General features: G+C 61.3%; 15 protein-coding genes and 1 tRNA gene. 9 read left to right on the top strand and 7 right to left on the bottom strand.

The window, feature by feature from the left end:
• Positions 1–15 precede the first annotated feature (15 nt).
• Positions 16–3,543 (bottom strand): DNA polymerase III subunit alpha, encoded by a 3,528-nt coding sequence (dnaE, locus tag B9Z48_RS06705; protein ID WP_108377580.1) that lies wholly within the window; start codon positions 3,541–3,543, stop codon positions 16–18.
• Between the two features lie 66 nt (positions 3,544–3,609).
• Positions 3,610–4,305, bottom strand: coding sequence for a DUF599 domain-containing protein (locus tag B9Z48_RS06700; RefSeq protein WP_089958333.1), 696 nt, complete (start codon positions 4,303–4,305; stop codon positions 3,610–3,612).
• A 276-nt stretch (positions 4,306–4,581) separates the two neighbouring features.
• Here B9Z48_RS06700 and B9Z48_RS06695 point away from each other — a divergent pair, with 276 nt between their 5' ends.
• From B9Z48_RS06695 to B9Z48_RS06665, 7 genes are all read left to right on the top strand, one after another.
• Positions 4,582–6,765: a glycosyltransferase family 4 protein gene (locus B9Z48_RS06695; RefSeq protein WP_108377579.1), complete on the top strand. Its 2,184-nt coding sequence runs from the start codon at positions 4,582–4,584 to the stop codon at positions 6,763–6,765.
• Positions 6,762–7,550 carry a glycosyltransferase gene (locus B9Z48_RS06690; protein WP_158273223.1) on the top strand — a complete coding sequence of 263 codons (789 nt, stop codon included), beginning with the start codon at positions 6,762–6,764 and terminating at the stop codon, positions 7,548–7,550. Before B9Z48_RS06695 ends, B9Z48_RS06690 begins: the two co-directional genes overlap by 4 nt.
• The gene (locus tag B9Z48_RS06685; protein ID WP_108377578.1) at positions 7,547–8,770 is read left to right on the top strand and encodes a glycosyltransferase family 4 protein; all 1,224 of its coding nucleotides are present in this window, start codon (positions 7,547–7,549) and stop codon (positions 8,768–8,770) included. Before B9Z48_RS06690 ends, B9Z48_RS06685 begins: the two co-directional genes overlap by 4 nt.
• A 20-nt stretch (positions 8,771–8,790) precedes the next feature.
• Complete coding sequence (locus B9Z48_RS06680; protein WP_158273222.1) at positions 8,791–13,050, top strand: tetratricopeptide repeat protein; 4,260 nt, start codon at positions 8,791–8,793, stop codon at positions 13,048–13,050.
• Positions 13,051–13,448: 398 nt separating this feature from the next.
• Positions 13,449–14,921 carry an NAD-dependent succinate-semialdehyde dehydrogenase gene (locus tag B9Z48_RS06675; protein WP_108377648.1) on the top strand — a complete coding sequence of 491 codons (1,473 nt, stop codon included), beginning with the start codon at positions 13,449–13,451 and terminating at the stop codon, positions 14,919–14,921.
• Positions 14,922–14,934: 13 nt separating this feature from the next.
• A tRNA-Gly gene (locus tag B9Z48_RS06670) sits at positions 14,935–15,008 on the top strand.
• 102 nt (positions 15,009–15,110) lie between these two features.
• Positions 15,111–15,932 (top strand): plasmid replication/partition related protein, encoded by an 822-nt coding sequence (locus B9Z48_RS06665; protein WP_108377576.1) that lies wholly within the window; start codon positions 15,111–15,113, stop codon positions 15,930–15,932.
• 154 nt (positions 15,933–16,086) lie between these two features.
• Here B9Z48_RS06665 and B9Z48_RS06660 read toward each other — a convergent pair whose 3' ends face one another.
• Positions 16,087–16,728 (bottom strand): 3-oxoacid CoA-transferase subunit B, encoded by a 642-nt coding sequence (locus B9Z48_RS06660; protein ID WP_089958359.1) that lies wholly within the window; start codon positions 16,726–16,728, stop codon positions 16,087–16,089.
• 1 nt (position 16,729) lies between these two features.
• Entirely contained in the window at positions 16,730–17,437 is a 708-nt protein-coding gene (locus tag B9Z48_RS06655; RefSeq protein WP_108377647.1) for a CoA transferase subunit A, read from the bottom strand.
• Positions 17,438–17,531: 94 nt separating this feature from the next.
• Between B9Z48_RS06655 and B9Z48_RS06650 the strand changes: the two genes are divergently transcribed.
• Positions 17,532–18,092, top strand: coding sequence for a PAS and helix-turn-helix domain-containing protein (locus B9Z48_RS06650; RefSeq protein WP_089958364.1), 561 nt, complete (start codon positions 17,532–17,534; stop codon positions 18,090–18,092).
• Positions 18,093–18,304: 212 nt separating this feature from the next.
• Here B9Z48_RS06650 and B9Z48_RS21780 read toward each other — a convergent pair whose 3' ends face one another.
• From B9Z48_RS21780 to B9Z48_RS06635, 3 genes are all read right to left on the bottom strand, one after another.
• Positions 18,305–20,632, bottom strand: coding sequence for an acyl-CoA dehydrogenase family protein (locus tag B9Z48_RS21780; RefSeq protein WP_146186245.1), 2,328 nt, complete (start codon positions 20,630–20,632; stop codon positions 18,305–18,307).
• 60 nt (positions 20,633–20,692) lie between these two features.
• Positions 20,693–21,364, bottom strand: coding sequence for a nitroreductase (locus tag B9Z48_RS06640; protein ID WP_089958377.1), 672 nt, complete (start codon positions 21,362–21,364; stop codon positions 20,693–20,695).
• Positions 21,365–21,442: 78 nt separating this feature from the next.
• Positions 21,443–21,865, bottom strand: a complete 423-nt coding sequence (locus B9Z48_RS06635) for a carboxymuconolactone decarboxylase family protein (RefSeq protein WP_089958625.1) — start codon at positions 21,863–21,865, stop codon at positions 21,443–21,445.
• Positions 21,866–21,932: 67 nt separating this feature from the next.
• Between B9Z48_RS06635 and B9Z48_RS06630 the strand changes: the two genes are divergently transcribed.
• The gene (locus B9Z48_RS06630) at positions 21,933–22,529 is read left to right on the top strand and encodes a peroxidase-related enzyme (RefSeq protein WP_089958382.1); all 597 of its coding nucleotides are present in this window, start codon (positions 21,933–21,935) and stop codon (positions 22,527–22,529) included.
• The last annotated feature ends 77 nt before the right edge of the window (positions 22,530–22,606 follow it).

The following is a 22,606-nucleotide window of genomic DNA, read 5'->3' as shown; positions in this document are numbered from 1 at the left end:
GACTGCGCCGCTCTTTCAGTCGTAAACGATCTGCGCCTGCCCTTGATCGGCTTGCGCCATCCAACTGGCCAAGGCCGCATCGGTGGGGAAAAATTTGGCAGCTTCGCCCAGCGCCAGCTCAGCCCGGGCGGCCAGTTCATCTTTGCGGCGCTCCAGCACCAGTCGCACAGGCAGGCCGCGCACCAAGTCGCCCTGCTCGGTTTGCTCGCGTTGGGCGGGAAACTCTTTGACCAATCGGGCAATGTCGGGCGCTCGGCCATTGACCACCACACGCAGGTACTTGCCATAGCGGCAACGTGCTGCGCCCAAGTCCATGATCTGCTCGACTTTGAGCCGAAAGCCCCCCGAAAAACGGTCAGCCTGCATTTTGGCGGTGACCACGATCAACTCGTCGTCTTTGAGCAAATGCTTGGCGGAATTGATCAAGGACTCGTCGGCAGTGGCTTCCATCACACCCGATTTGTCGTCAAGCTTGAAAATCGCCACCTTGCCGCGCTGTCCGTTGATGATGCGCAAATCGCTCACGATGCCCGCCATCAGCTGGGGTTCTCGGCTGTCGATCAGTTCGTCGATCTTGCGGCGGGCAAACTGGCGCACCTCGCGCTCCACCGCATCGAACAAATGGCCGGACAAGAAAAAGCCCACAGCGGTTTTTTCCAGCAGCAGGCGCTCCTTGATGCCCCAGGGCATGACCTCGACCAGCTCGGGCTCTTGTGTGCTGGAGCCATGGGAGTCGTCGCCCAGCATGTCAAACAAACCACCTTGGTTGGCATTGGCCACGGTGGCTGCAGCAAACTCAAAGGCTTTGTCGATGCTGGCCGACAGGGCCGCACGGTTCATGTGCAGCGAGTCAAAAGCACCCGCTTTGATGAGCGCGTCCACCGTGCGTTTGTTGATGCGGGTGCGGTCCACGCGCACGGCAAAGTCAAACAGACTGGTGAACGGACCGCCTTCGGTGCGGGCGGCGACGATCGCCTCGATGGCTTGTTGGCCCGTGCCCTTGATGGCCCCCAGGCCGTAGCGGATGATCTTGTCGGTCACCGGCTCAAAGCGGTGTGTGCCCCGGTTCACGTCCGGCGGGTCAAAACGGATGCCGAACTTGAGCGCATCCTCGTGCAGCACCTTGAGCTTGTCGGTGTCGTCCATTTCCACCGTCATGTTGGCGCAGAAGAACTCGGCGGTGTAGTGCACCTTGAGCCAACCCGTGTGGTAGGCCAACAGAGAATAAGCGGCGGCGTGCGACTTGTTGAAGCCGTAGCCCGCGAACTTCTCCATCAGGTCAAAAACCTCATCGGCCTTGTCCTGCGCAATGCCGTGGGTGGCCAGGGCACCCGCGCGGAACTTCTCGCGGTGCTCGGCCATTTCCTCGGCCTTTTTCTTGCCCATGGCGCGGCGCAGCAAATCGGCGCCACCGAGCGAGTAACCGCCCAGAATCTGCGCGGTCTGCATCACCTGCTCTTGGTAGACCATGATGCCGTAGGTCTCGCTCAGCATCTCGGCCACCGCCGGGTGCGGGTACTCCACCACTTCGCGCCCGTGCTTGCGGGCCACAAAGCTGGGAATCAGGTCCATAGGCCCCGGGCGGTACAGCGCGTTCAGCGCAATCAGGTCTTCCAGGCGACTGGGGCGGGCGTCGCGCAGCATGCCCTGCATGCCTCGGCTTTCAAACTGGAATACGGCCTCGGTCTTGCCGTCCGAAAACAGTTTGTAGGTGGCCGCGTCGTCGATGGCGATGTTTTCAAAGGCGAAGTTCTCCTGGCCTTTGTGCCGCTTCATGATGAACTCGCGGGCGATCTCCAAAATGGTGAGCGTGGCCAGGCCCAAGAAGTCGAACTTCACCAGACCGGCCGCTTCCACATCGTCCTTGTCGTACTGGCTCACGGCCGATTCGCTGCCGGGCTGCTGGTACAGCGGGCAAAAGTCGGTCAGCTTGCCCGGCGCGATCAACACGCCGCCTGCGTGCATGCCGATGTTGCGGGTCATGCCTTCGAGCTTTTGCGCCAGCTCGATCAGGGTCTTCACGTCCTCTTCGCGCTCGATGCGCTCGGCCAGGATAGGCTCCATGGCGATCGCGTAGTTGTTTTTGTCGCCTTCTTTGGGCGTGGCGGGCGGGTACTGCAGCGTGACCGACATGCCCGGCTTGTTGGGAATGAGCTTGCTGATGCCGTCACAAAAGGTGTAGCTCATGTCCAGCACACGGCCCACATCGCGGATCGCCGCACGCGCGGCCATGGTGCCGAAGGTGGCGATCTGGCTGACTGCGTCACGCCCGTATTTGTCCTTCACATAGTCGATGACGCGGTCGCGGTTGCCCTGGCAAAAGTCGATATCGAAGTCGGGCATGGACACCCGCTCGGGGTTCAAAAAGCGCTCAAACAGCAGGCTGTATTGCAGCGGGTCCAGGTCGGTGATCTTGAGCGCGTAGGCCACGAGCGAGCCCGCACCCGAGCCACGGCCTGGCCCCACAGGGCAGCCGTTGGCCTTGGCCCACTGAATGAAGTCACCCACGATCAGGAAGTAGCCCGGAAAGCCCATCTTCAAAATGGTGCCCAGCTCAAACTCCAGCCGCTCCACATAGCGGGGGCGTTCTGCATCGCGTTTGGCTTCGTCGGGGTAAAGGTGCTTAAGGCGTTCTTCCAGTCCTTCAAACGAGACGTGGCGGAAATAGTCGTCCACCGACATGACCACGCCATTCACAGGCGGGATCGGAAAGTTGGGCAACTGCGGCTTGCCCAACACCAGGCTCAGGTTGCAGCGCTTGGCAATTTCCAGCGTGTTGGCAATGGCACTGGGCACATCGGCAAACAGCGCACACATTTCTTGTGCAGACTTGAAATACTGATCCCGGGTGAACCGCCGCACCCGACGCGGGTTGGCCAGGATCTCGCCTTCGGAAATGCACACCCGCGCTTCGTGGGCTTCGTAGTCCTCGGTCGCCAAAAACTGCACCGGGTGCGTGGCCACCACCGGCAAACCCAAACGTGCGGCCAGCGCCACGGCACCAGCCACTTGGGGCTCGTCTTCAGGGCGGCCTGCGCGTTGCAGCTCCAGGTAAAAGCGGTGCGGAAAAATGGACGCCAATTGCAGCGCAATGTCGGCAGCTTTGTCGCTGTCGCCTTGCACCAGGGCTTGGCCCACGGGGCCGGCTTGTGCACCCGACAAGAGAATCAGGCCTTCGGCCAGCTCCTTGAGCCAGACCAGCTTGACCACGGCCACGTTTTTGACCACGTTCTGGGTCCAGGCCCGGGCCAGCAGTTCGCAAATGTTCAGGTAACCCTGGTGGCTTTGCACCAGCAAGGCCACCCGGCTGGTGGCCCCCAGGTCCCCACCCAGGCCCTGGAGGTTGATTTCTGCGCCCAAGATGGGCTTGACACCTTTGGCCCGGCCTTCTTTGTAGAACTTGACCCCGCCAAACAGGTTGTTCAGGTCGGTGAGGGCCAAAGCCGGTTGCCGGTCTTGGGCTGCTTTTTTGATGACTTCATCAATGCGGCAGGTCGAGTCAACGACGGAAAATTCGGAGTGAAGGCGCAGGTGAACAAACATAAGCCCCATTGTAGAAGGCCACACAAGGCACTTGGCTGCCATGGACTGCGCTGGTGTGCCCTCCCCTCAATCGCGCAGGACTTGCAACACCTCGGAGCGAAACTCACGCCCATACAAAATCAGCACCACCAAAGCCGTGGCCATGACCAAGGCCAAAGGCGAAAAAAACCAGGCCATGGCAGCAAATGAAAAGTAATAAGCCCGCAAACCATCGTTGAAGGTTTCGGCGGCAGCACTCACCAAATTGCCCGCCCTCTCGGCAAAGTGCTGACGATCAAAGCGTTGGTCGGCAAATTCTTGGGGCGGAGGCATCGCACCAATGACCAAAGCCACAAAAGTGTATTGGCGCATGGACCAAGAGAACCTGAAAAAGGCATACACAAAAATGGCCACCAAGACCAAAACCTTGAACTCAAACACCAACATCGGGGTGGGTTGGGCAAAGGGGATTTCACGCACCAATTCGGCCGCCTTGTCGGTGGTGCCCAGCAAAGCAAACAAGCCGCCAATGATGATGATGCTGGTCGATGAAAAAAAGGCCGGGGTTTGCGACAAATTCTGGGTGATCAGGCCGTCGAGCATGCGCGGATCGCGCCCAGTGGCCTGCACCATCCACAGCTGGCGATAGCGGTTGGTGGTCGCAATCAGACTCAAGTCGCGCATGCCGCGCACCTTGGCCACCCAGGCGTAGCCCACCCACATGCTCAAAAAGCAAACCAGACCCAGCCAATCGGCCCAGGGCAGCATCGAAATGATCTTCATAGGGCTGAATCGTAACAAGGAAGAGGGCTCGCCAGCCGTGACCAGGCACCGGGGCATGCGGCCACAGCCGTCCCGACCCTCCCCAAAGGATTAATTGAATAGAACTCAAAAACAACAACGATTTCAATTAAAGTAGATGTATTGAAATTTAACCACTACCTTTTTCGATGGACTTGATTCATTTGCATGCATTGACACCCTCTTGTCAATCGAATCAAACCATGGTCGGTGGCGCTTGACCTCTTGCGCCCACACAGGCAGTGAACCAGATCCACCATGGCCAAAACACCGACTTTGCCGCGTATCGGACTGATCCTCACCGAAGACGCCATCTCCATGGACAACCCCAAACTCATGGGGCGGCAATCGGCTGGACATGGTTTTTTGCGGGCCTGCCTGAACCACGGCAGTTTGCGCGAGCGCATCACCTTGGTGACCCCCAACGCCAAATCACGCGAAGCTGTGCGAAAAGTCGTGCAGCAATGCCTGCCCGCCAGTGCCAAAGACACCAGCCTGCCCGAATTGCCCCTGCAAAAAGTGTCCGCCTGGAACACGCTCGATGTGCTGCACATGCCCGCCCCCATCAGCAGCCAACAACTGGTGCAAAGGGGCGTTCACCGTCTGGACGGCCTGAGTCTGTCAGGGGTGACCCACACCATCAGTTCGGCCTCGGTGGTGCAACAACTGAGTGCCTACGTGCGCGAGCCCACCCGCCAAAGTGATGCCCTGATTTGCACCTCTCAAGCGGTGCGCACTGCCATTGAACGACTGTGGCATGTCGAACAAGCTGTCTTGCAGCGCCGATTTGGCCCCTTTCAACAGGCCCCGGCCTTGCCTGGCCTGCCCGTCATCCCCTTGGGCATTCACACGCGCGATTTCGCCTTCACGGCCATGGACCGCCTGGCCGCCCGGACCACTTTGGGCTTTGCTGCCGACGAGCTGGTGGTGTTGTTTGTGGGGCGTTTGAGCTTTCATGCCAAAGCCAACCCCGTCGCCCTGTACCGCGCCGCTGGCGAGGCGGCCAAACGGACAGGACAAAAGGTGCGCATCCTCGAATGTGGCTGGTTTGCCAACGAACCCACTGAAAAAGCCTTTGACGAAGCGGCCCAACAATTTGGTATCACGGTTCAAAGGGTCGATGGCCGCACCGCCGTGCAAGTGCAACGCAGCTTTGCAGCAGCCGATGTGTTTTGCTCTTTGTCCGACAACATCCAGGAAACGTTCGGACTCACCCCCATTGAGGCCATGGCCTCGGGCCTGCCCTGCATCCTGAGTGACTGGAATGGTTACCGCGAAACCGCCATTCACGGCGAACACGGTTTTCTGATCAAAACCCAAATGCCCAGCCGCACCGGCTTCGAAAGCATCGAACAACGCTTTGCAGACGACACGCTCAACTATGACCACTACATTGGACACATCCATGCGCTGACCTCGGTGGACATCGACAGCGTGGCACAGGCGCTGTCCACCCTGATTGAACAACCCGCATTGCGCCAGCGCATGGGCCAAGCCGGACGCACCCATGCCCGCCAGCAGTTTGACTGGGAACACGTCATTCAACGCTACGACGCGTTGTGGTGCGAGCAGCAGGCACTGCAAAAAGCCCGCAGCGGACCACGCTTACCGCGCATCCACAGCACAAGGCTGAGTCCCGCCGACTTGTTTGGCCACTATCCCAGCCAACAGCTTCAGCCCGACACCCCCTTGTACCGCCAGGAATGGCCGGGCATTTGCAACGTCAAAGCCCCCATCGCCCAAGCACGAGAAATTCGCCAATGGAGCATGTGGAGCTTTTTAAGCAACGGCTGGTTGCCGAGCGCTGACAAAATTGCCCAAGCACTGCCCGCATTGCACGCCACGCAAGCCCACACCATTGAGCAGTGGGGCCAGTCCCTCAAACTCACCAGGCCACAAAGCCTGCGCTTGGCCGCTTGGTTGCTCAAAATCGGATGGGTCCGCAGCCAGCCACCAGCGGCCCACAGCCCGCAGCGCCTGATCCACCTGATCTGCACCCCCACCGATCTGGCCCAGCGCCCCGACCTGAGCAACCTGCTCACCGATGAGCGCTGGGTCTTGCAAACGGCCGACCCTGCCTTGTCGGGCGGTGAGCGCCTGGCCGCCCAGCTCAAGCACATTGCCCAGCAAGGTGGGCACGCGGTGCTGCTGGCACCACAAGCCCATGTGCAGGATTTTTGGCTGGCCGAGCGCTTGCACGACGCTTGGGCGCAACTGGCCTTGGTCGACCAACTGCCACATGCGCTGGCCGTGCGCCACGATTTGTTGGCGCAGGTCTGCCAAAGCCTTCCAGGCCCGCACCCGACGGCTGAACTGGCCACATGGGCCACATTGTTCAGCACCACAGCCAGCGCACAGGGCATGGCCACCGGTCCGTGGGACATGGCCATTGCCAGTCTGGAACTAACACCCGCCACCACCTTGCAAGAGGAATCCGCATGATCAGCCTGCCCCGCCCCCCGGTGGTCTTTGTCTGCGCCACCCGTTTGAGTGTGGCCGATTTTTGGCTCAAAGCGCCACTGGGCCAATCGCTGACCCGCTTGCAACAACAAGGCGTGGCCTTTTCCCTTGAACTGGCTGACCAAAACGCCGCACCTTTGGCCGCCTTGTACAACCGCGCCATTGCCCACTGCGCGGCAGAGCAAATTTTGGTGTTTGTGCACGACGACGTGCGCTTGGATGACCTCTTCATCACCCAGCGGCTGCTTGAAGGACTTGCGGTGTTCGATGTGATTGGCGTAGCGGGCAATCGACGCCTCAAAGCACGGCAAGGCGCATGGGCCTTCGCTGAAAAAATGGGCCAATGGGACCACGCGCACAACCTGCTGGGCGGCATCAACCATGAACTGCCCCACCGGCCCAACGGCTTCAACCGCTACGGCCCCACCCGCACGGCCGCACGCGTGCTCGACGGCGTGTTTTTGGCCGCACGGGCGGCCACACTGCAGCACAACAAAGTGCAGTTCGCGCCCGAACTCGCCTTTCATTTGTACGACCTGGAGTTTTGCCAGCGTGCACACCGCGCCGGACTGCGCCTGGGGGTTTGGCCCATCGCCATGACCCACTTCAGCGGCGGTCAATACGACTCAGACAGCTGGAGACAGGCCTACACAACCTATTGCCAACTCAATTGGCCCACCAGCAGCACCGCGCCCAAGGCAAAACCCCAAGGCAAGCCTGACGACGCCCCAGCCCCTGCTCGAACAGCCGCTGCACACACCCCATGAAAATCCTGTTCATCCACCAGAACTTTCCGGGGCAATACCGTGCACTGGCCCCCTCCATGGTCAAACTCGGCCATGAGGTCATGGCCATCTCCAGCCGCAAGGAAACCAGCATCCAGGGCATCCCCAACATTTGCTACGACAGCCCCCGCAGCTCCAGCAAAAACATCCACCCCTGGCTGCAATCCACCGAAGCGGCCATCATCCGGGGTCAAGCGGTGGCCCGCTCGGTTGAGCTGCTCATGAAAAACGGCTTTGTGCCAGACGCCATCGTCGGCCATGCGGGCTGGGGCGAAATGCAATTCGTGCGCCAAGTGGCACCGCAGGCCCGCATCACCAGTTTTTGCGAATATTTCTACCATGGCCAAGGCAGCGATGTCGACTTCGACCCCGAGTTCCCCGCCGCCCCAGACGCCATGCTGCGCTGCCATGCCCGCAACCTGCACCTGACCTCGGCCCTGGTGGACTCGGACGTGGGCCTGTCGCCCACCGAATGGCAAGCGAGTCAGTTTCCCGACTTTTTGCGCCAACGCATCGAAGTCTGTCACGACGGCATCGAAACCGACCGCCTGACACCTCACAAAGAAGCCTGGATCAAGCTGGGGCGCGACAACATCAAGGCCCAGCTGGGCGATGAAATCATCACCTTCATCAACCGAAACCTTGAGCCCATGCGCGGCTACCACAGCTTCATGCGGGCCCTGCCCCATATCCTGGCCGAAAGGCCCAAGGCCCGGGTGATCTTGCTCGGCGGCAACGAGGTCAGTTATGGACCGGCCCCGGCCACCGGCGGCGGGTACAAAGCCCAATTTTTGCGCGAAGTGCAAGACAAAATCGACCTCTCGCGCGTGCACTTTGTCGGTCAAGTGCCCTACGGCACCATGGTCAACATGCTGCGCATTTCGGCCGTGCATGTGTACCTCACCGTGCCCTTTGTGCTGTCTTGGTCCATGCTTGAAGCCATGAGCCTGGGCTGCTGTGTTGTGGGCTCGGCCACCCCACCGGTGCAAGAAGTCATCACCCATGGCCAAAACGGTCTGCTGGTGGACTTTTTTGAGCCCAAAGCCATTGCCCAACAAGTCTGTGAAGTTCTGGCACGCCCCAAAGACCACCAAGAGCTGCGCCGAGCCGCCCGGGCCCATGTGGTCCAGCACTACGACTACCAAAGGGTTTGCCTGCCTCGCCACCACCGCATCATCACCGGGCAGTCCATGCCCGCATGAGCCCACCCCTTAAGCCGCCCATGTCCGAAAGCATTCAGGCCCAAGCGCTCTTTGCGCTGGGCGTCCAACTGCACGCCAATCGCCATCTCGACGGCCAGCAAGCGCTGGCGGTGTTTGAGCAAGCGCGGCAACTGAGCCCCCACAACGCCGACATCCTGAACGCCTTGGGTGCGGTGCTCTCGCGCATGGGCCGTGATGAGGCCGCCATGGCCTATTTTGAGCAAGCCTTGGCCCAAAAACCGCAGCACCCTGACGCCTTGGACAATCTGGCCGGTCTGCTGCACCGAACCCGTCGCTACGCACAAGCGGCCGAACATGTTGAGCGCTGGCTCGCTCAGGCCCGTCATCCCGCCAAAGAGGCCCCCTACATGCTCGGGCGTCTGGCCTACACACGCCGCCTCATGGCCGACTGGACCGACGACGCACAAAGGCAACAGGCGCTGCGCCTGGCACTGCGCACCAGCGAGCGCAGCGTCTTGCCCTTTGAATTTCTGGGCTTCAGCGACGAACCCGCCGAACACCTCAACTGCGCCCGTCAATTGGTGCAAGACCGTCACCCCCCTGCCGTGCCCCTTTGGACACGCGAGCGCTGGAAAAACCCACGCATCCGCGTGGCTTACCTGTCCAACGATTTTTGCAACCACGCCACCGCCGTGCTGTTGGCACGCGTGCTTGAACTGCATGACAAAAAACGTTTTGAGATCTTTGCCCTGTCCTGGAGCCCTTTGCAAGACAGCATGCAGCAGCGCATTCGTGACGGGGTCGAGCATTTTGTCGACATCTCTGGCCAAAGCGACACCCAAGTGGCCCAGTGGATGGCCGGGCAACGCATCGACATTGCCGTCGACATCAAAGGCTTTGCCAGCAACTACCGGCTGGGCATCCTCGCGCACCGCCCCTGCCCCATCCAAGTCAACTACCTGGGTTACCCCGGCTCCTTGGGCGCCCCCTACATCGACTACCTGATCGCCGACCCCCACGTCATCGCCCCGGCCGACCGACACCATTACAGCGAGCACCTGGTGCGCCTGCCGCACAGCTACCAAGCCAATGACCCTTTGCGCCAAGTGGCCACGGCATGCCCCAGCCGCGTCGCACTGGGCCTGCCCGACAAAGGTCCGGGCACCCAGGGCTTTGTGTTTGCCTGCTTCAACAACAGCTACAAAATCACCCCTGAAGTGTTTGCGCAATGGATGGGCATTTTGCAAGACACCCCGGGCAGTGTGCTGTGGTTGCTCCAAGCCAACGACCAAGTCGAAGAGCGATTGCGCCAACACGCCGAAACGCTGGACGTAGACCCGCAACGCCTGGTGTTTGCACCCCGTGTGCCGACACCGGAACACCTGGCCCGGCACGTTCACGCCGACCTGTTTTTGGACACCTTTCCGGTCAACGCCCACACCACCGCCGCAGACGCCCTGTGGATGGGCCTGCCCGTGCTCACACGCTATGGGCGCAGTTTTTCCAGCCGTGTGGCCCTGTCTTTGCTGCATGGCTGCCAATCCCCCGACACAGGTGCAGCGCCAAGCGTCGATCTGGTCAACACCTTGGCCGTCGACAAGGCCGCCGACTACGCCACCCGCGCGGTGGCCTTGGCCCAAAATCCGCCCCTTCTGCACAGCCTGCAGCAGCACCTCAAAACCCAGCGCGAACGCTTGCCACTGTTTGATGCTGCCTTGACCTGTCAGCACCTCGAATCGGGCTACCTCGCCATGTGCCAACGCTGGCAAAACGGCTTGTCACCGGCCGACATCACGGTTGCGGCCACGCCGGTCCATCGCCTGCAGCACAGCGCACCCGACAAGGGTCCAGCCCAGGGACCCATGCCCCCCTCCCGTGTTCTGGCCGCGCCTTCAGCCCCTGCTGATGTTTCAAAGCCTGCGCCCGATCTGAACCCCAATCTGCATCCTTCCCAACCCACCCCGACCGAGCCGGACAAACCAGCGTCCGTGCCCAGCCCGATGGCCACGCCACAGCAACTGCAAGCCCAAAGTTTGAGTCTGCTGCAAGCAGGCCAAACCGACGCCGCTCTGCGCGTGTTTGACCTGGCCCTCACCCAACGCCCGCAAGAATCGGCTCTGTGGCAAGCACGCGCCCACACCGCCTTGCGCCTGCCCCAAGCCCAGGCACGCGAACAAGCCCTGAACGATCTGCAACACGCCCTGGAACTGGCCCCGGACAATGAACGCCTGCGTTACGAACTGGCGCTCACCCTCGAACAGTCTGGCCAGCCCTTGGCCGCCTGCGAACACCTCGCGCAACTCGAAAGCCTGAACCCGCACAAGCCCGAGTACCCGCTGCTGCACATTCGGCTGCGCCGCCAACTGGCCCAATGGCCCCAAGCTCTGGCCCTGTGCCAAGCCTGGACCACACGGCAAGCCCAGCACAGCACGGCTTGGGTGCAACAAGCCTCGGCCCACCTGGCTTTGCAACAAAACGAGCAAGCCATGGCCTGCACCCTGCAAGCCCTGGCCCTGCAAAAAGACAACGCCGAAGCCCTGAACCTGCGCGGGATGCTGAGCCGGGCCAACGGCCTGCCCACCCCACAAGCCCTGAGCGACTTTGAACAAGCTCACGCGCAAGACCCCGACAACCCGTATTACTTGTCCAACATCGCCATCACACACGACGAGCTCGGCCAACTGGCACTGGCCCTGCCTTGGTGGCGTCGCTTGCTGGACTTGCCCGCGCCCCCCGGCGGCCATGCTCCACCCGTCCTGCTGCTGCAAGCCCACGGGGCACAACAAGTCGACGACTTGCCACGCCAGTTGCAACTGCTGCAAGAAGCCACCCAGCGCCTGCCCGATGACTTTGAGGCCTGGCTGCAATGCGGGCACTGCTGCACGGCGCTGGGCCTGGACCTGCAAGCCCAACAAGCTTATGCCCAGGCCCTGCGCATCGCGCCCAACAACGTCCACGCCCTGTCGGCACTCATGCGAGCAGAACGCTGCGTGGCGGACTGGAAGCACCACGATGAACGCTTGGCACAAGTGCTTAAAGCTGCCACCGACAGCGAGACCCCGGTCAACCCCTTTTTGATGACCATCATCAGCGACGACCCGCTGCTGCAAAAACGCGCCAGCGTGCTCGAATCGGCGCAAATCGGCCAACACATCAAGCCCTGGGCTTTCCCGAAAAACACCACCGGCACCCCCGCCAAAGAACGGCTGCGCATCGGCTACTTTTCGGCCGACTTTCACGACCACGCCACCAGTTACCTGATGGCGCAAATGCTCGAATCACACGACCGCCAGCGGTTTGAAATATTTGCCTACAGCTTTGGCCCCAACGCCAAACAACACGCCTACCGCCAACGCCTGGAGCGTGGTGTTGAGCACTTCTATGAGGTCAGCGCTCTGGGGGCACGCACCATTGCGCGCCTGGCCCGATCACACGGCATCGACATCGCCGTCGACCTCAAAGGCCACACCCGACAAGGACGCCCCCAGATTTTTGCCTGGCGCGCAGCACCGGTGCAGGTGAGTTACATCGGATTTCCGGGCACCCTGGGCTCGCCCTGGATTGACTACGTGGTGGGCGACACCAGCGTTATCCCCCCGGGGGACGAGGTGCACTTCACCGAACAAGTGGTTCGCCTGCCCGGTTGCTACCAAGCCAACGACACCCACAAAAGCGTGGCCACCCCCGGCATGACCCGGGCGCAAGCCGGCTTGCCCGACAAAGCGCTGGTGCTGTGCTGCTTCAACAGCACCTTCAAAATCAGCCCCGAGCTGTTTCAGGTCTGGCTGCGCATCCTCGGTCAAATACCTCATGCCGTGCTGTGGCTGTTTGACAAAAACCGCCAAGTGCAAGACACGCTGCGCCAATACGCCCAAGCCCAAGGCATTGCACCCGACAGGTTGGTGTTTGCCGCATTCGCCCCCTTGGCCGAGCACCTGTCACGCTACCGATTGGCCGATCTGTTTCTGGACACCGCGCCCTACAACGCGCACACCACGGCCAGCGATGCCCTGTGGGTGGGCTTGCCGGTGCTCACCCTGACAGGACGCAGCTTTGCCTCTCGCGTCGGTGCCAGCCTCTTGACGGCGCTCGATCTCCAAGAACTGATCACACACAACTTGAGTGATTACGAAAACCTGGCCCTGAAACTGTGCAAGGACCCCAAAGCCTTGGGTCGACTGCGCCAACGTGTGACCCACAGCCCCAAGCGATCGGCCCTGTTTGACGGCAGACTCCTGGCCCGTCTGATGGAGTCGGCTTACACCCAAATGGCCCACCGACAAGCCCAAGGCCTGCCCCCCGAAGGTTTTCAGGTCTGAACGCCAAGGAGCACAAGCCGCATCGCTGGCCGCGCTGCGAACTGTCACTTGGCCGCCACACCCTTATTGATCCGGCCAGGTGAAGTTTGCATGAACGCTTTTTTTGTGGGAGCGACGCCCTCGTCGCGATAAAGCCCCGCAGACCACCAAGAATCGCCCCGAGGGCGGGGCTCCCACAATGCCCCCATCGCTGATAACTGTACCCAAGGCAAGCCTTGCACTTCAAACTTTACAGGGCCGGATCAATAGGGCTGTCCAAGAACATGGCCCACCCCATGCTCTGCGTTAACTGAGCGACACATCCCCTCGGTTTTGCCCGCTATGCTTCGTGACCAAGGCAGCGTGATTTGGGCCGCTACTGCACCGCCGCCGACTCTCTCCATGAACCCGAAAACACCATGACCACATCCCCCCTCACCCTGCTGAATGACCCGACTTTGCTCAAGACCGACGCCCTGATCAACGGCCAGTGGGTCGCGGGCAGCCAGCGCTTTGACGTGACCGACCCGGCCACAGGCGGCCATTTGGCCAGCGTGGCCAACTTGGGTGCGGCCGAAGCCGAAGCCGCCATTGCCGCGGCCAACGCCGCCTGGGGCCCTTGGAAAACCAAGACCGCCAAAGAGCGCAGCATCATTTTGCGCAAATGGTTTGACTTACTTGTAGCCAACACCGAAGACCTGGCCCGGCTCATGACCGCAGAAAACGGCAAGCCCATTGCCGAGTCGCGTGGCGAAGTGGCCTATGGCGCGAGTTTTGTAGAGTGGTTTGCCGAAGAAGCCAAGCGCGTGAACGGTGAAACCCTGCCCCAGTTCGACAACAACCGCCGCCTCTTGGTGCTCAAACAGCCCATTGGCGTGTGCGCGGCCATCACGCCCTGGAACTTCCCGCTGGCCATGATCACCCGCAAAGTGGCACCGGCGCTGGCAGCCGGCTGCCCCGTGGTCATCAAACCCGCCGAGCAAACCCCGCTCACCGCCCTGGCGGCGGCCGAGTTGGCCATTCGCGCCGGCATTCCGGCCGGGGTGCTCAACATCATCACCGCTGACGGCCCACAAAGCATCGCCATCGGCAAGGTGCTGTGCGCCTCTGATGTGGTGCGCCACATCAGCTTCACAGGCTCCACCGAAGTGGGCCGCATTTTGATGGCGCAGTCGGCCCCCACCGTCAAGAAGATGTCGCTGGAGCTGGGCGGCAATGCGCCCTTCATCGTGTTTGAAGACGCCGACATCGACAGCGCCGTGGAAGGCGCTTTTGCCAGCAAATACCGCAACGCGGGCCAGACCTGCGTTTGCTCCAACCGCTTTTATGTGCAGGAGTCGGTGTACGAAGAGTTCGCCACCAAGTTCGCCGCCAAAGTCAAAACCGCCAAAGTGGGCAACGGCTTTGCCGATGGCGTGAACCAAGGCCCGCTGATCGAGCCCTCGGCCCTCGACAAGGTGGAGCGTCATGTGAAAGACGCCATCGCCAAGGGCGGGCGCGTGCTCACGGGCGGCAATCGCCTGGACGGCCAATTCTTTGAGCCCACCGTGATTGCCGATGCCAGCGCCGACATGGTCTGCGCCAAAGAAGAAACCTTTGGCCCCTTTGCGCCCATCTTCAAGTTCAAGACCGAGCAAGAAGCGATTGACGCAGCCAACAACACCGAATTCGGTCTGGCCAGCTATTTCTACAGCCGCGACATGGGCCGCATTTTCCGCGTGAGCGAAGCACTCGAATACGGCATGGTCGGCATCAACGTGGGCATTTTGGCCACCGAGCATGTGCCTTTTGGGGGCGTCAAGCAGTCGGGCCTGGGCCGCGAAGGCTCGCACCACGGCATGGACGACTATGTGGAGATCAAATACCTCTGTGTGGGCGATATCCTGAAGTAAACTACACAGCTTCGCGGGTGTCGTTTAATGGTAGGACTTTTGCTTCCCAAGCAAATAACGAGGGTTCGATTCCCTTCGCCCGCTCCAAGGTTTCAATCAGCCCATTCAAGCTCAGTCAACGAAGGCCCCGCAAGGGGCCTTCGGCATTTTCAAACCCGCCTTGCCTGCGCCCTTCCTGGCCACACACCCATGCAGATCACCGTCAACGAAGAACTCAAAGCCTACATCGACCCGCTCACACCCGACGAGCACGCCGCGCTGGAGCGCAGCATTTTGGCCGAGGGCTGCCGCGATGCGCTGGTGCTGTGGGGCGATGTGCTGGTGGACGGGCACAACCGCTATGGCATTTGCCAAAAGCACGGCCTGCCCTTTCAGACGGTGCAAAACACGAGATTTCAATCAATCGAAGACGTGCACCTGTGGATGATCGACCAGCACCTGGGTCGTCGCAGCGTGTCGGATTTTCAGCGTGGCGTGCTGGCCTTGCGCAAACGGGAAATTCTGGCCGAGCGCCGCGCGCAAACCATCGCCGCGACCGCATTCCGGGATGAAGCGGCCACGCACGATTCGATCGCCGAGCCCCAGAACAGCGCTGCGCCAGAGCCCAACCCGCTCAAAAGCCGTACCGACGTCGCCAAAGCCGCCCGCTTGAGCAGCAGCCAAGTGGTGCACATCGAAAAGATCCAGAAACAAGCCGCGCCCGAACTGGTCGCCGCCGTCAAAGCCGGCACCATTTCACTCAACACCGCCGCCGCCGTGGCCAGCCTGCCCGCCGAAGAGCAAAAAAGCGCGGCCCTGGGCGGCAAAGAAGAACTCAAGCAAGCGGCCAAGCGCGTGCGCGAAGTCAAACGCAAAACGCCACCAGACACCCAGCCCTCTGACGAAGGCGACAGCGCCGACACAGCACCCAGCGAACTGCAAGCCCTGCGCGAACAGGTCGCCGCCTTGACCACAGAAAATCAGGCGTTGCGTGCGCAGGTGGCGCAGTTGCAGGCGCAATTGGCTGTTTGAATGTCAAGGGATTGAAGCCACCGAAACCCGGCCGTCCTGCTTGGGGCGTTGAACCCTGAGTCTGCGGCTTGTCAGAGCTCCCCATGCCCCAACCAGCCATTCACCAAAACAAAAGGCCCTGAACGGGGCCTTTTGTCATGAGCGAGGCAACAGATCAGAAGATCAGTTTCACACCGGTCTTGCTTTGCAGCTGCTCAGGCGTCACGCCCGGGGCCAATTCGACCACTTTCAGGCCCGCGTCCGTCACGTCCATCACGGCCAGGTCGGTGATGATGCGGTCGACCACGCCCTTGCCGGTCAACGGCAGCGTGCACTCGGGCAGGATCTTCATGTCTTCGGTGCCGTCTTTCTTTTTGGCGACGTGTTCCATCAGGATGATCACGCGCTTGACGCCCGCCACCAAGTCCATCGCGCCGCCCATGCCCTTGACCATCTTGCCGGGGATCATCCAGTTGGCCAGATCACCCTTGTCGGTCACCTGCATCGCGCCCAAGATCGACAGGTTGATCTTGCCGCCACGGATCATGGCAAACGACTGCTCGCTGCCAAAGATGGACGAGCCCTTGATGGTGGTCACCGTTTGCTTGCCTGCGTTGATCAGGTCGGCATCCACTTCATCTTCCACCGGGAAGGGGCCAATGCCCAGCATGCCGTTTTCGCTTTGCAGCCAGACTTCTTTGTCGGCGGGCACAAAGTTGGCCACCAGCGTCGGGATGCCGATGCCCAGGTTCACATAGAAACCGTCTTCCAGTTCGTGGGCCGCACGGGCGGCCATTTGGTCTTGACTCCAGCTCATATCAGACTCCCGCCTTTTCAGTGATGGTGCGCTTTTCAATGCGCTTTTCCGGTTTCGCATTCAACACGATGCGGTGCACATAAATGCCAGGCAGGTGCACGCTGTCGGGGTGCATCTCGCCGGTTTCCACAATCTCTTCGACCTCGACCACACACATCTTGCCCGCCATGGCCACAGCCGGGTTGAAGTTGCGCGAGGTGTAACGGAACTGCAGGTTGCCAGACTTGTCGGCGCGGTGCGCCTTGACCAGCGACACATCGGGCACCAAAGCGCGCTCCATCACGTAGGTCTCGCCATCAAATTCGCGCAGCTCTTTGCCTTCGGCCACCAGGGTGCCCACACCGGTCTTCGTGAAGAAAGCCGGAATGCCCGCACCACCCGCACGCAGCTTTTCGGCCAGCGTGCCCTGGGGTGTGAACTCCAAAGCGAGCTCGCCTGCCAGGTATTGACGTTCAAATTCTTTGTTTTCGCCCACGTAGGACGAAATCATCTTCTTGATCTGGCGGGTTTGCAGCAGCAAGCCCAGACCAAAATCGTCCACACCCGCGTTGTTGGAAATCGCGGTCAGGTTCTGCACGCCGCTGTCGCGCAGCGCAGCGATCAAGGCTTCGGGGATGCCGCACAGGCCAAAACCACCCACGCCAATGAGTTGCCCGTCAGCCACGATGCCCTTGAGGGCATCGGCTGCGGAAGGAAAAATCTTGTTCACGACAAACTCCATTCAGGAAAGAGAACGCTACGATACTACGTATTCAGATACGTAGTTTTTCGTAGAGGCTGGCCCTAGCCGGTTTGGACATGCCATGAACACCGAGATCGACTACCGCCTCGCCTTCGACCTGGCCCCCATCGGCCTGGTGCTCTCGCGCAACCGCGCCATCGTCGACTGCAATCAGCGCGTGTGCGAAATGTTTGGTGTCAGCCGCGAGCAACTGATCGGCCAAAGCTTTCAGTTGCTCTACCCCAGCGCCGATGAATACGAGCGCACCGGCCAGCGCATCGCCCCCATCCTCAACACCAAAGGCGTTTACGCCGACGACCGCGTGATGAAGCGGGTTGACGGCCGCTTTAAAGGCGAGACCTTTTGGTGCCATGTGACCGGCCGGGCGCTCAACCGCGACGCCCCGCACGAAGCGGGCATCTGGACGTTTGAAGACCTGTCGGCCCGCAAACCCGTCAAAGCCGAACTCACCGCCCGCGAGCGCGAGGTCGCCGCCCACCTGATGGACGGCCAAACCAGCAAAGAGATCGGCAAAGCCTTGGGCATCAGCCACCGGACGGTGGAGATTTACCGCGTCAAGCTCATGCGCAAATACGAGGCCTCTGGCGCTGCGGATTTGATTCAGAAATTGATGCGGGGCTGAGGCACCCGTTCCATCACCCTTTCGGACTGTTCAAGTACCAACCTACAGGGCCAGGTATTGGTTTTTTGTAGGTCGGTGGCTTCAGCCCCAACATGGGCCTATGCCAACGCCTACAACGTCGGAGCTGAAGCTGCCGACCTAGAGGGCCAAGTATTGGTTTTTGCAGGTCGGTGGCTTCAGCCCCGACATGGGGGTCTGCCAAGAAGACATGCTCATGCCCCAAGGCCTGAACGAGAAGCCGCCACCCGCCGCAAATGCTGCGCCGCCCCGCCAAACTGCTGCTCGATCACCGTCAGCCGCTTGAAGCCATGGCCCACGGCCAGTTCGTCGGTCATGCCCATGCCGCCGTGCAACTGCACCGCGCCCTGCCCCACCAAACGTGCCGCCCGCAGCACCGTCACATGGGCCGATGACACCCGCTCGGCGCGGCGCTCGGGGCTGTCGCCCAGCACATCGGCACAAGCACTGACTGCCGCCGCGGCCTGCACCAGGGCCATGTACATGTCGGCCATGCGGTGTTGCAGAGCCTGGAAGGCTGCCAAAGGCTGACCAAACTGTTTGCGCTGGCTGGTGTAGTTCAGTGTGTCGCGCATCAGAGTCTGCATCACGCCCACGGCCTCGGCGCCTGCGGCCAGCGTGGCCGTATCCCACGCTTGCGAGAGCGCGGCCAGCGCATCGCCGTGGCCAATGAGGGCTTGCACAGGCGTTTGGTCAAAGGCCAGCTCAGCCGCCCAGGCGCCATCGATCAGGCGCACATCGCGCCGCAGCACCCCGCTGGCTGCGGGGTCGATCAGGCAGATGCGCATCTGGCCCGCTTCGTCTTTTGTGCTGACCAGCCAGTGTGTGGCCCCGGGCGCACCACGCACAAAAGCTTTGCGTCCGGTGATCTGCCACTGGCCGTTCGAGGTGTGCAAGCGGGTCTGCACCTGGCTCAAATCGGTGCGGCCTGCGGGCTCCAAGGCCGCCACGGCCAAGCGCACTTGGCCATCGGCCAGGCCTTGCAGCAAGGCATCAGCCGCCGGGTCGCTCAGCGCTTGCAGCAAGTTGGCACCCAAGACGGCCGAGCTGCTGTAGGGCTCGGCCGCCAAAGCCGCACCCAGAGCCTGGCAGATCAGCATCTGCTCGGGCAAACCACCGCCCATGCCCCCCGGGTGTTCAGGCAGCGCGGCACCCAAGAGGCCCAACTCGTGTGCCAAGCCTTGCCAAAGCGGCGCAATCGCTTGCGGCGTGGCGATCATCTGAGCCCGCTTGTCAAAGGCCCATTTGTCTTGCAGCCAGCCTTGCAGACTGGCCACGAGCATGGCCTGCGTCTCGTCCAGCGGCAGCACAGGCTCCACCACCTCGGCCCCCAGGATGTGGCGGGCGATCAGGTTGCGCTGCACTTCATTGGTGCCGCCATAAATCGAAGCGGCGCGGTCATTCAAGTAAGCCCGGGTGGCAAACACCGACTCTTCGGGCACAGGCAAAGCGTGGGCAGAGGCTTCTTCGATGGTCAGGCTGCTCGCGCCATAGGGGCCTGCAATGTCCAGGCCCAGCTCGGTCAAGTGCTGCTTGAGCTCGGTCGCCAGCACCTTGCCCATGGAGGGCGCTGCTGGCATCCAGCTAGGCTGCGTGCCGCCACCAATGCGGGCAGTCAGCACCTGCTGTTCCCAGGCGTGCAGGGCGTCGATGCGGCACTGCGCGTTGGCCAAGCTCAGGGTGATGTCTTCGTGCTCGGTGCCCGACGCACCTTGCGCAAAGCCTTCTTGCAAGGACTCGCGCAAGCGGGCCAGCCGCCCCCTCAAGAACGGCGCAGACGAGCCACCCCGCTCGTGCTCCAGCAAAAATTTGGCAATGGTCCAGCCCTGGTTTTCTTCGCCGATCAGCGCATCAGCAGGTACGCGGGCCTCGTCAAAAAAGACCTGGTTGAATTCGTGATCGCCCGAGATGCTGACAATCGGCCGGATCTGAATGCCCGGGTTGTTCAGCTCAAACATCAAAAAGCTGATGCCTTGCTGCGGCTTGCCGCTGCTGTCGGTGCGCACCAGGCAAAACATGTGCGTGGCACGGTGGGCGTGGGTGGTCCAAATTTTGGAGCCGTTGATCACCCACTCGTTGCCCTCGCGGCGGGCACGGCATTGCAGCGAGGCCAAGTCGGAGCCCGAACCCGGCTCGCTGTAACCCTGACACCAGTAACTCACGCCATTGCGCAAGTCGGGCAGCCAGCGCTCTTTTTGGGCCTGCGTGCCAAACGCCACCAGCACGGGTGCAGCCATCACCAGACCCAGGGGCGAGACCTTGGGGGCATCGGCCGCTGCCATCTCGCTGGCAAAAATGTCGTGCTGCCGGGGCGTCCAGGCGCAACCACCCCACTCCACCGGCCAATGCGGCGCCGCCCAGCCGCGCTTGGCCAAAATCCGCTGCCACGGAATACCGACCTCGTAGTCGGCAAAAATGCCCGAGGTGCGGTGCCCGCCCAGACGGATTTCGTCGGTCAGCTCAGCGGCCAAAAAGGCGCGCACTTCGTCGCGAAAAGCCAGTTCGTCTTTGCTCAAATTCATGGGGTGTTCGCTCTCAAAGGCGGCCGCCATCGCCCGATGGCGCCAGGGTCATAGGTGGAATCAGAAGCCGACGTAACGCACAAAGTTGGCGGCGTCTTCGCGCACCGACTTCACGCTGTTGGCCACAAAGTCTTCGTCCGGGTAGCCCATGGCGATGCAGATCATGATGTTCTGATCGTCTGGAATGCCCGCGTGCTCGCGCACCACGGCCGACTGCATGATGCCTTGGCCGTTGATGACGCTGCCCAAGCCACGCTCCCAGGCGGCCAACACCAGCGCGTGCGACAAAGCGCCCAAGTCAAACTGGCTGATGGCCGCAGGTTCGAGGTATTTGTCGTAGGTCAGCACCAGCGACACGGGCGCATCGAATTGCCGAAAACCGCGCATGACCCAATCGGTGCGCCGCGCCTTGTCGTCGCGGGCGATGCCCATGGCGTCAAACAGCTGAATCGCGATGTCGACCTGCCGCTTGCGGTGGATGCCGTCGTAGGCCTCCTTCATGGGAAAGTCGCGCTTGGGCGGCACGCCCTTGACCATGTTTTCGGTGTTGCCCCGGCGAATGCGTTCCAGCGGCTCGCCCGTGACCACATGCACATGCCAGGGCTGTGTGTTCATCGACGAGGGCGACCATTTGGCCACTTCGATGATCTCTTCGATCACCTCGCGTGGCACAGGTTTGGGCAAATAGCCCCGAACGCTTTTTCGGGCTTTGATGAGTTCTGAAAATTCCATGCTTCTTCTCCTCATCCGAAGATGAGGGAAAAGCCTTCCACCGTCAATACAAGCGTGATGCCAAGGTTACTCAAACCATCAGGCTTTGGGCTCAATGACCTCGGTGGCACACCGGAAGGCGTCAATCGCCGTTGGAAAACCGCAATACACCGTGGCGTGCAGCATGAGTTCGCGGATTTCTTCAGGGGTCGCACCATTGGTCAGAGCACCGCGAATGTGGGCTTTGAGCTCTTGCTGCTTGCCTTGCGCCGTCAGCATGGCCACCGTGATCAGGCTGCGGGTTTTCAGGTCCAGGCCTGTGCGCTGCCAGACATTGCCCCAGGCGTTGCGGGTGATGAACTCCTGCATGGGCTGGGTGAACTCGGTCGCACCACCCAGGGCACGTTCGACGTAATCGGCACCCACCACTTGGCTGCGGGTGGCCAAGCCGTTTTGGAAATCGGTATCGGTCGGCCAATCCAAAGGCGCGGAATTCTCGGCGGGGGTGTTCAAAGCAGTCATGGTGAAACTCCATTTGGTGGAAAATGAGCCAAGCATAAGCATTTTTAAACCCCTGACGAGCACACCCATGACACCACGCTACCCCGCCCCCGAAATCAATGACTTGCCCGACGACATCAAGGCCAAGGTGCTCGAAGTCCAAGAAAAAGCCGGTTTTGTGCCCAACGTGTTTTTGGCCTTTGCACGCCGCCCCGCTGAGTGGCGTGCATTTTTTGCTTACCACGACGCCCTGATGGTGCCCGAGTCGGTGGGGCGCGAAAGCGGCCTCACAAAAGGTGAGCGTGAAATGATCGTGACCACCACCAGCGCGGCCAACCACTGCCTGTATTGCGTGGTGGCCCACGGCGCGATCTTGCGCATTTACGAGAAAAAGCCTCTGGTGGCCGACCAAGTGGCCATCAACCACCGCAAGGCCGACATCAGCCCACGTCAACGCGCCATGCTGGACTTTGCGCTCAAGGTGTGCAACCACTCCGACCAAGTGGAAGACGCCGACTTTGCTGCCCTGCACGCCCACGGCTTTGACGATGAAGACATCTGGGACATCGCCGCCATCACCGCGTTCTTTGGCCTGAGTAACCGCATGGCCAGCTTCAGCGGCATGATGCCCAACCCCGAGTTTTACCTGATGGGCCGCGCGCCCAAAGCCAAACCTGCGGCCTGACGCAAGCCTACACCCCACCTCCATTGGCCGGGGAACAGGTTCACGTTGGTCACCCGGCCCCTCAGGCTTAGTCGCCC

The organism is Limnohabitans sp. WS1 (assembly GCF_003063265.1).
Lineage (GTDB): Bacteria > Pseudomonadota > Gammaproteobacteria > Burkholderiales > Burkholderiaceae_C > Limnohabitans_A.
Note: the sequence above shows the minus strand (reverse complement) of the source record. Positions and strands in the feature narration are given on the sequence as shown.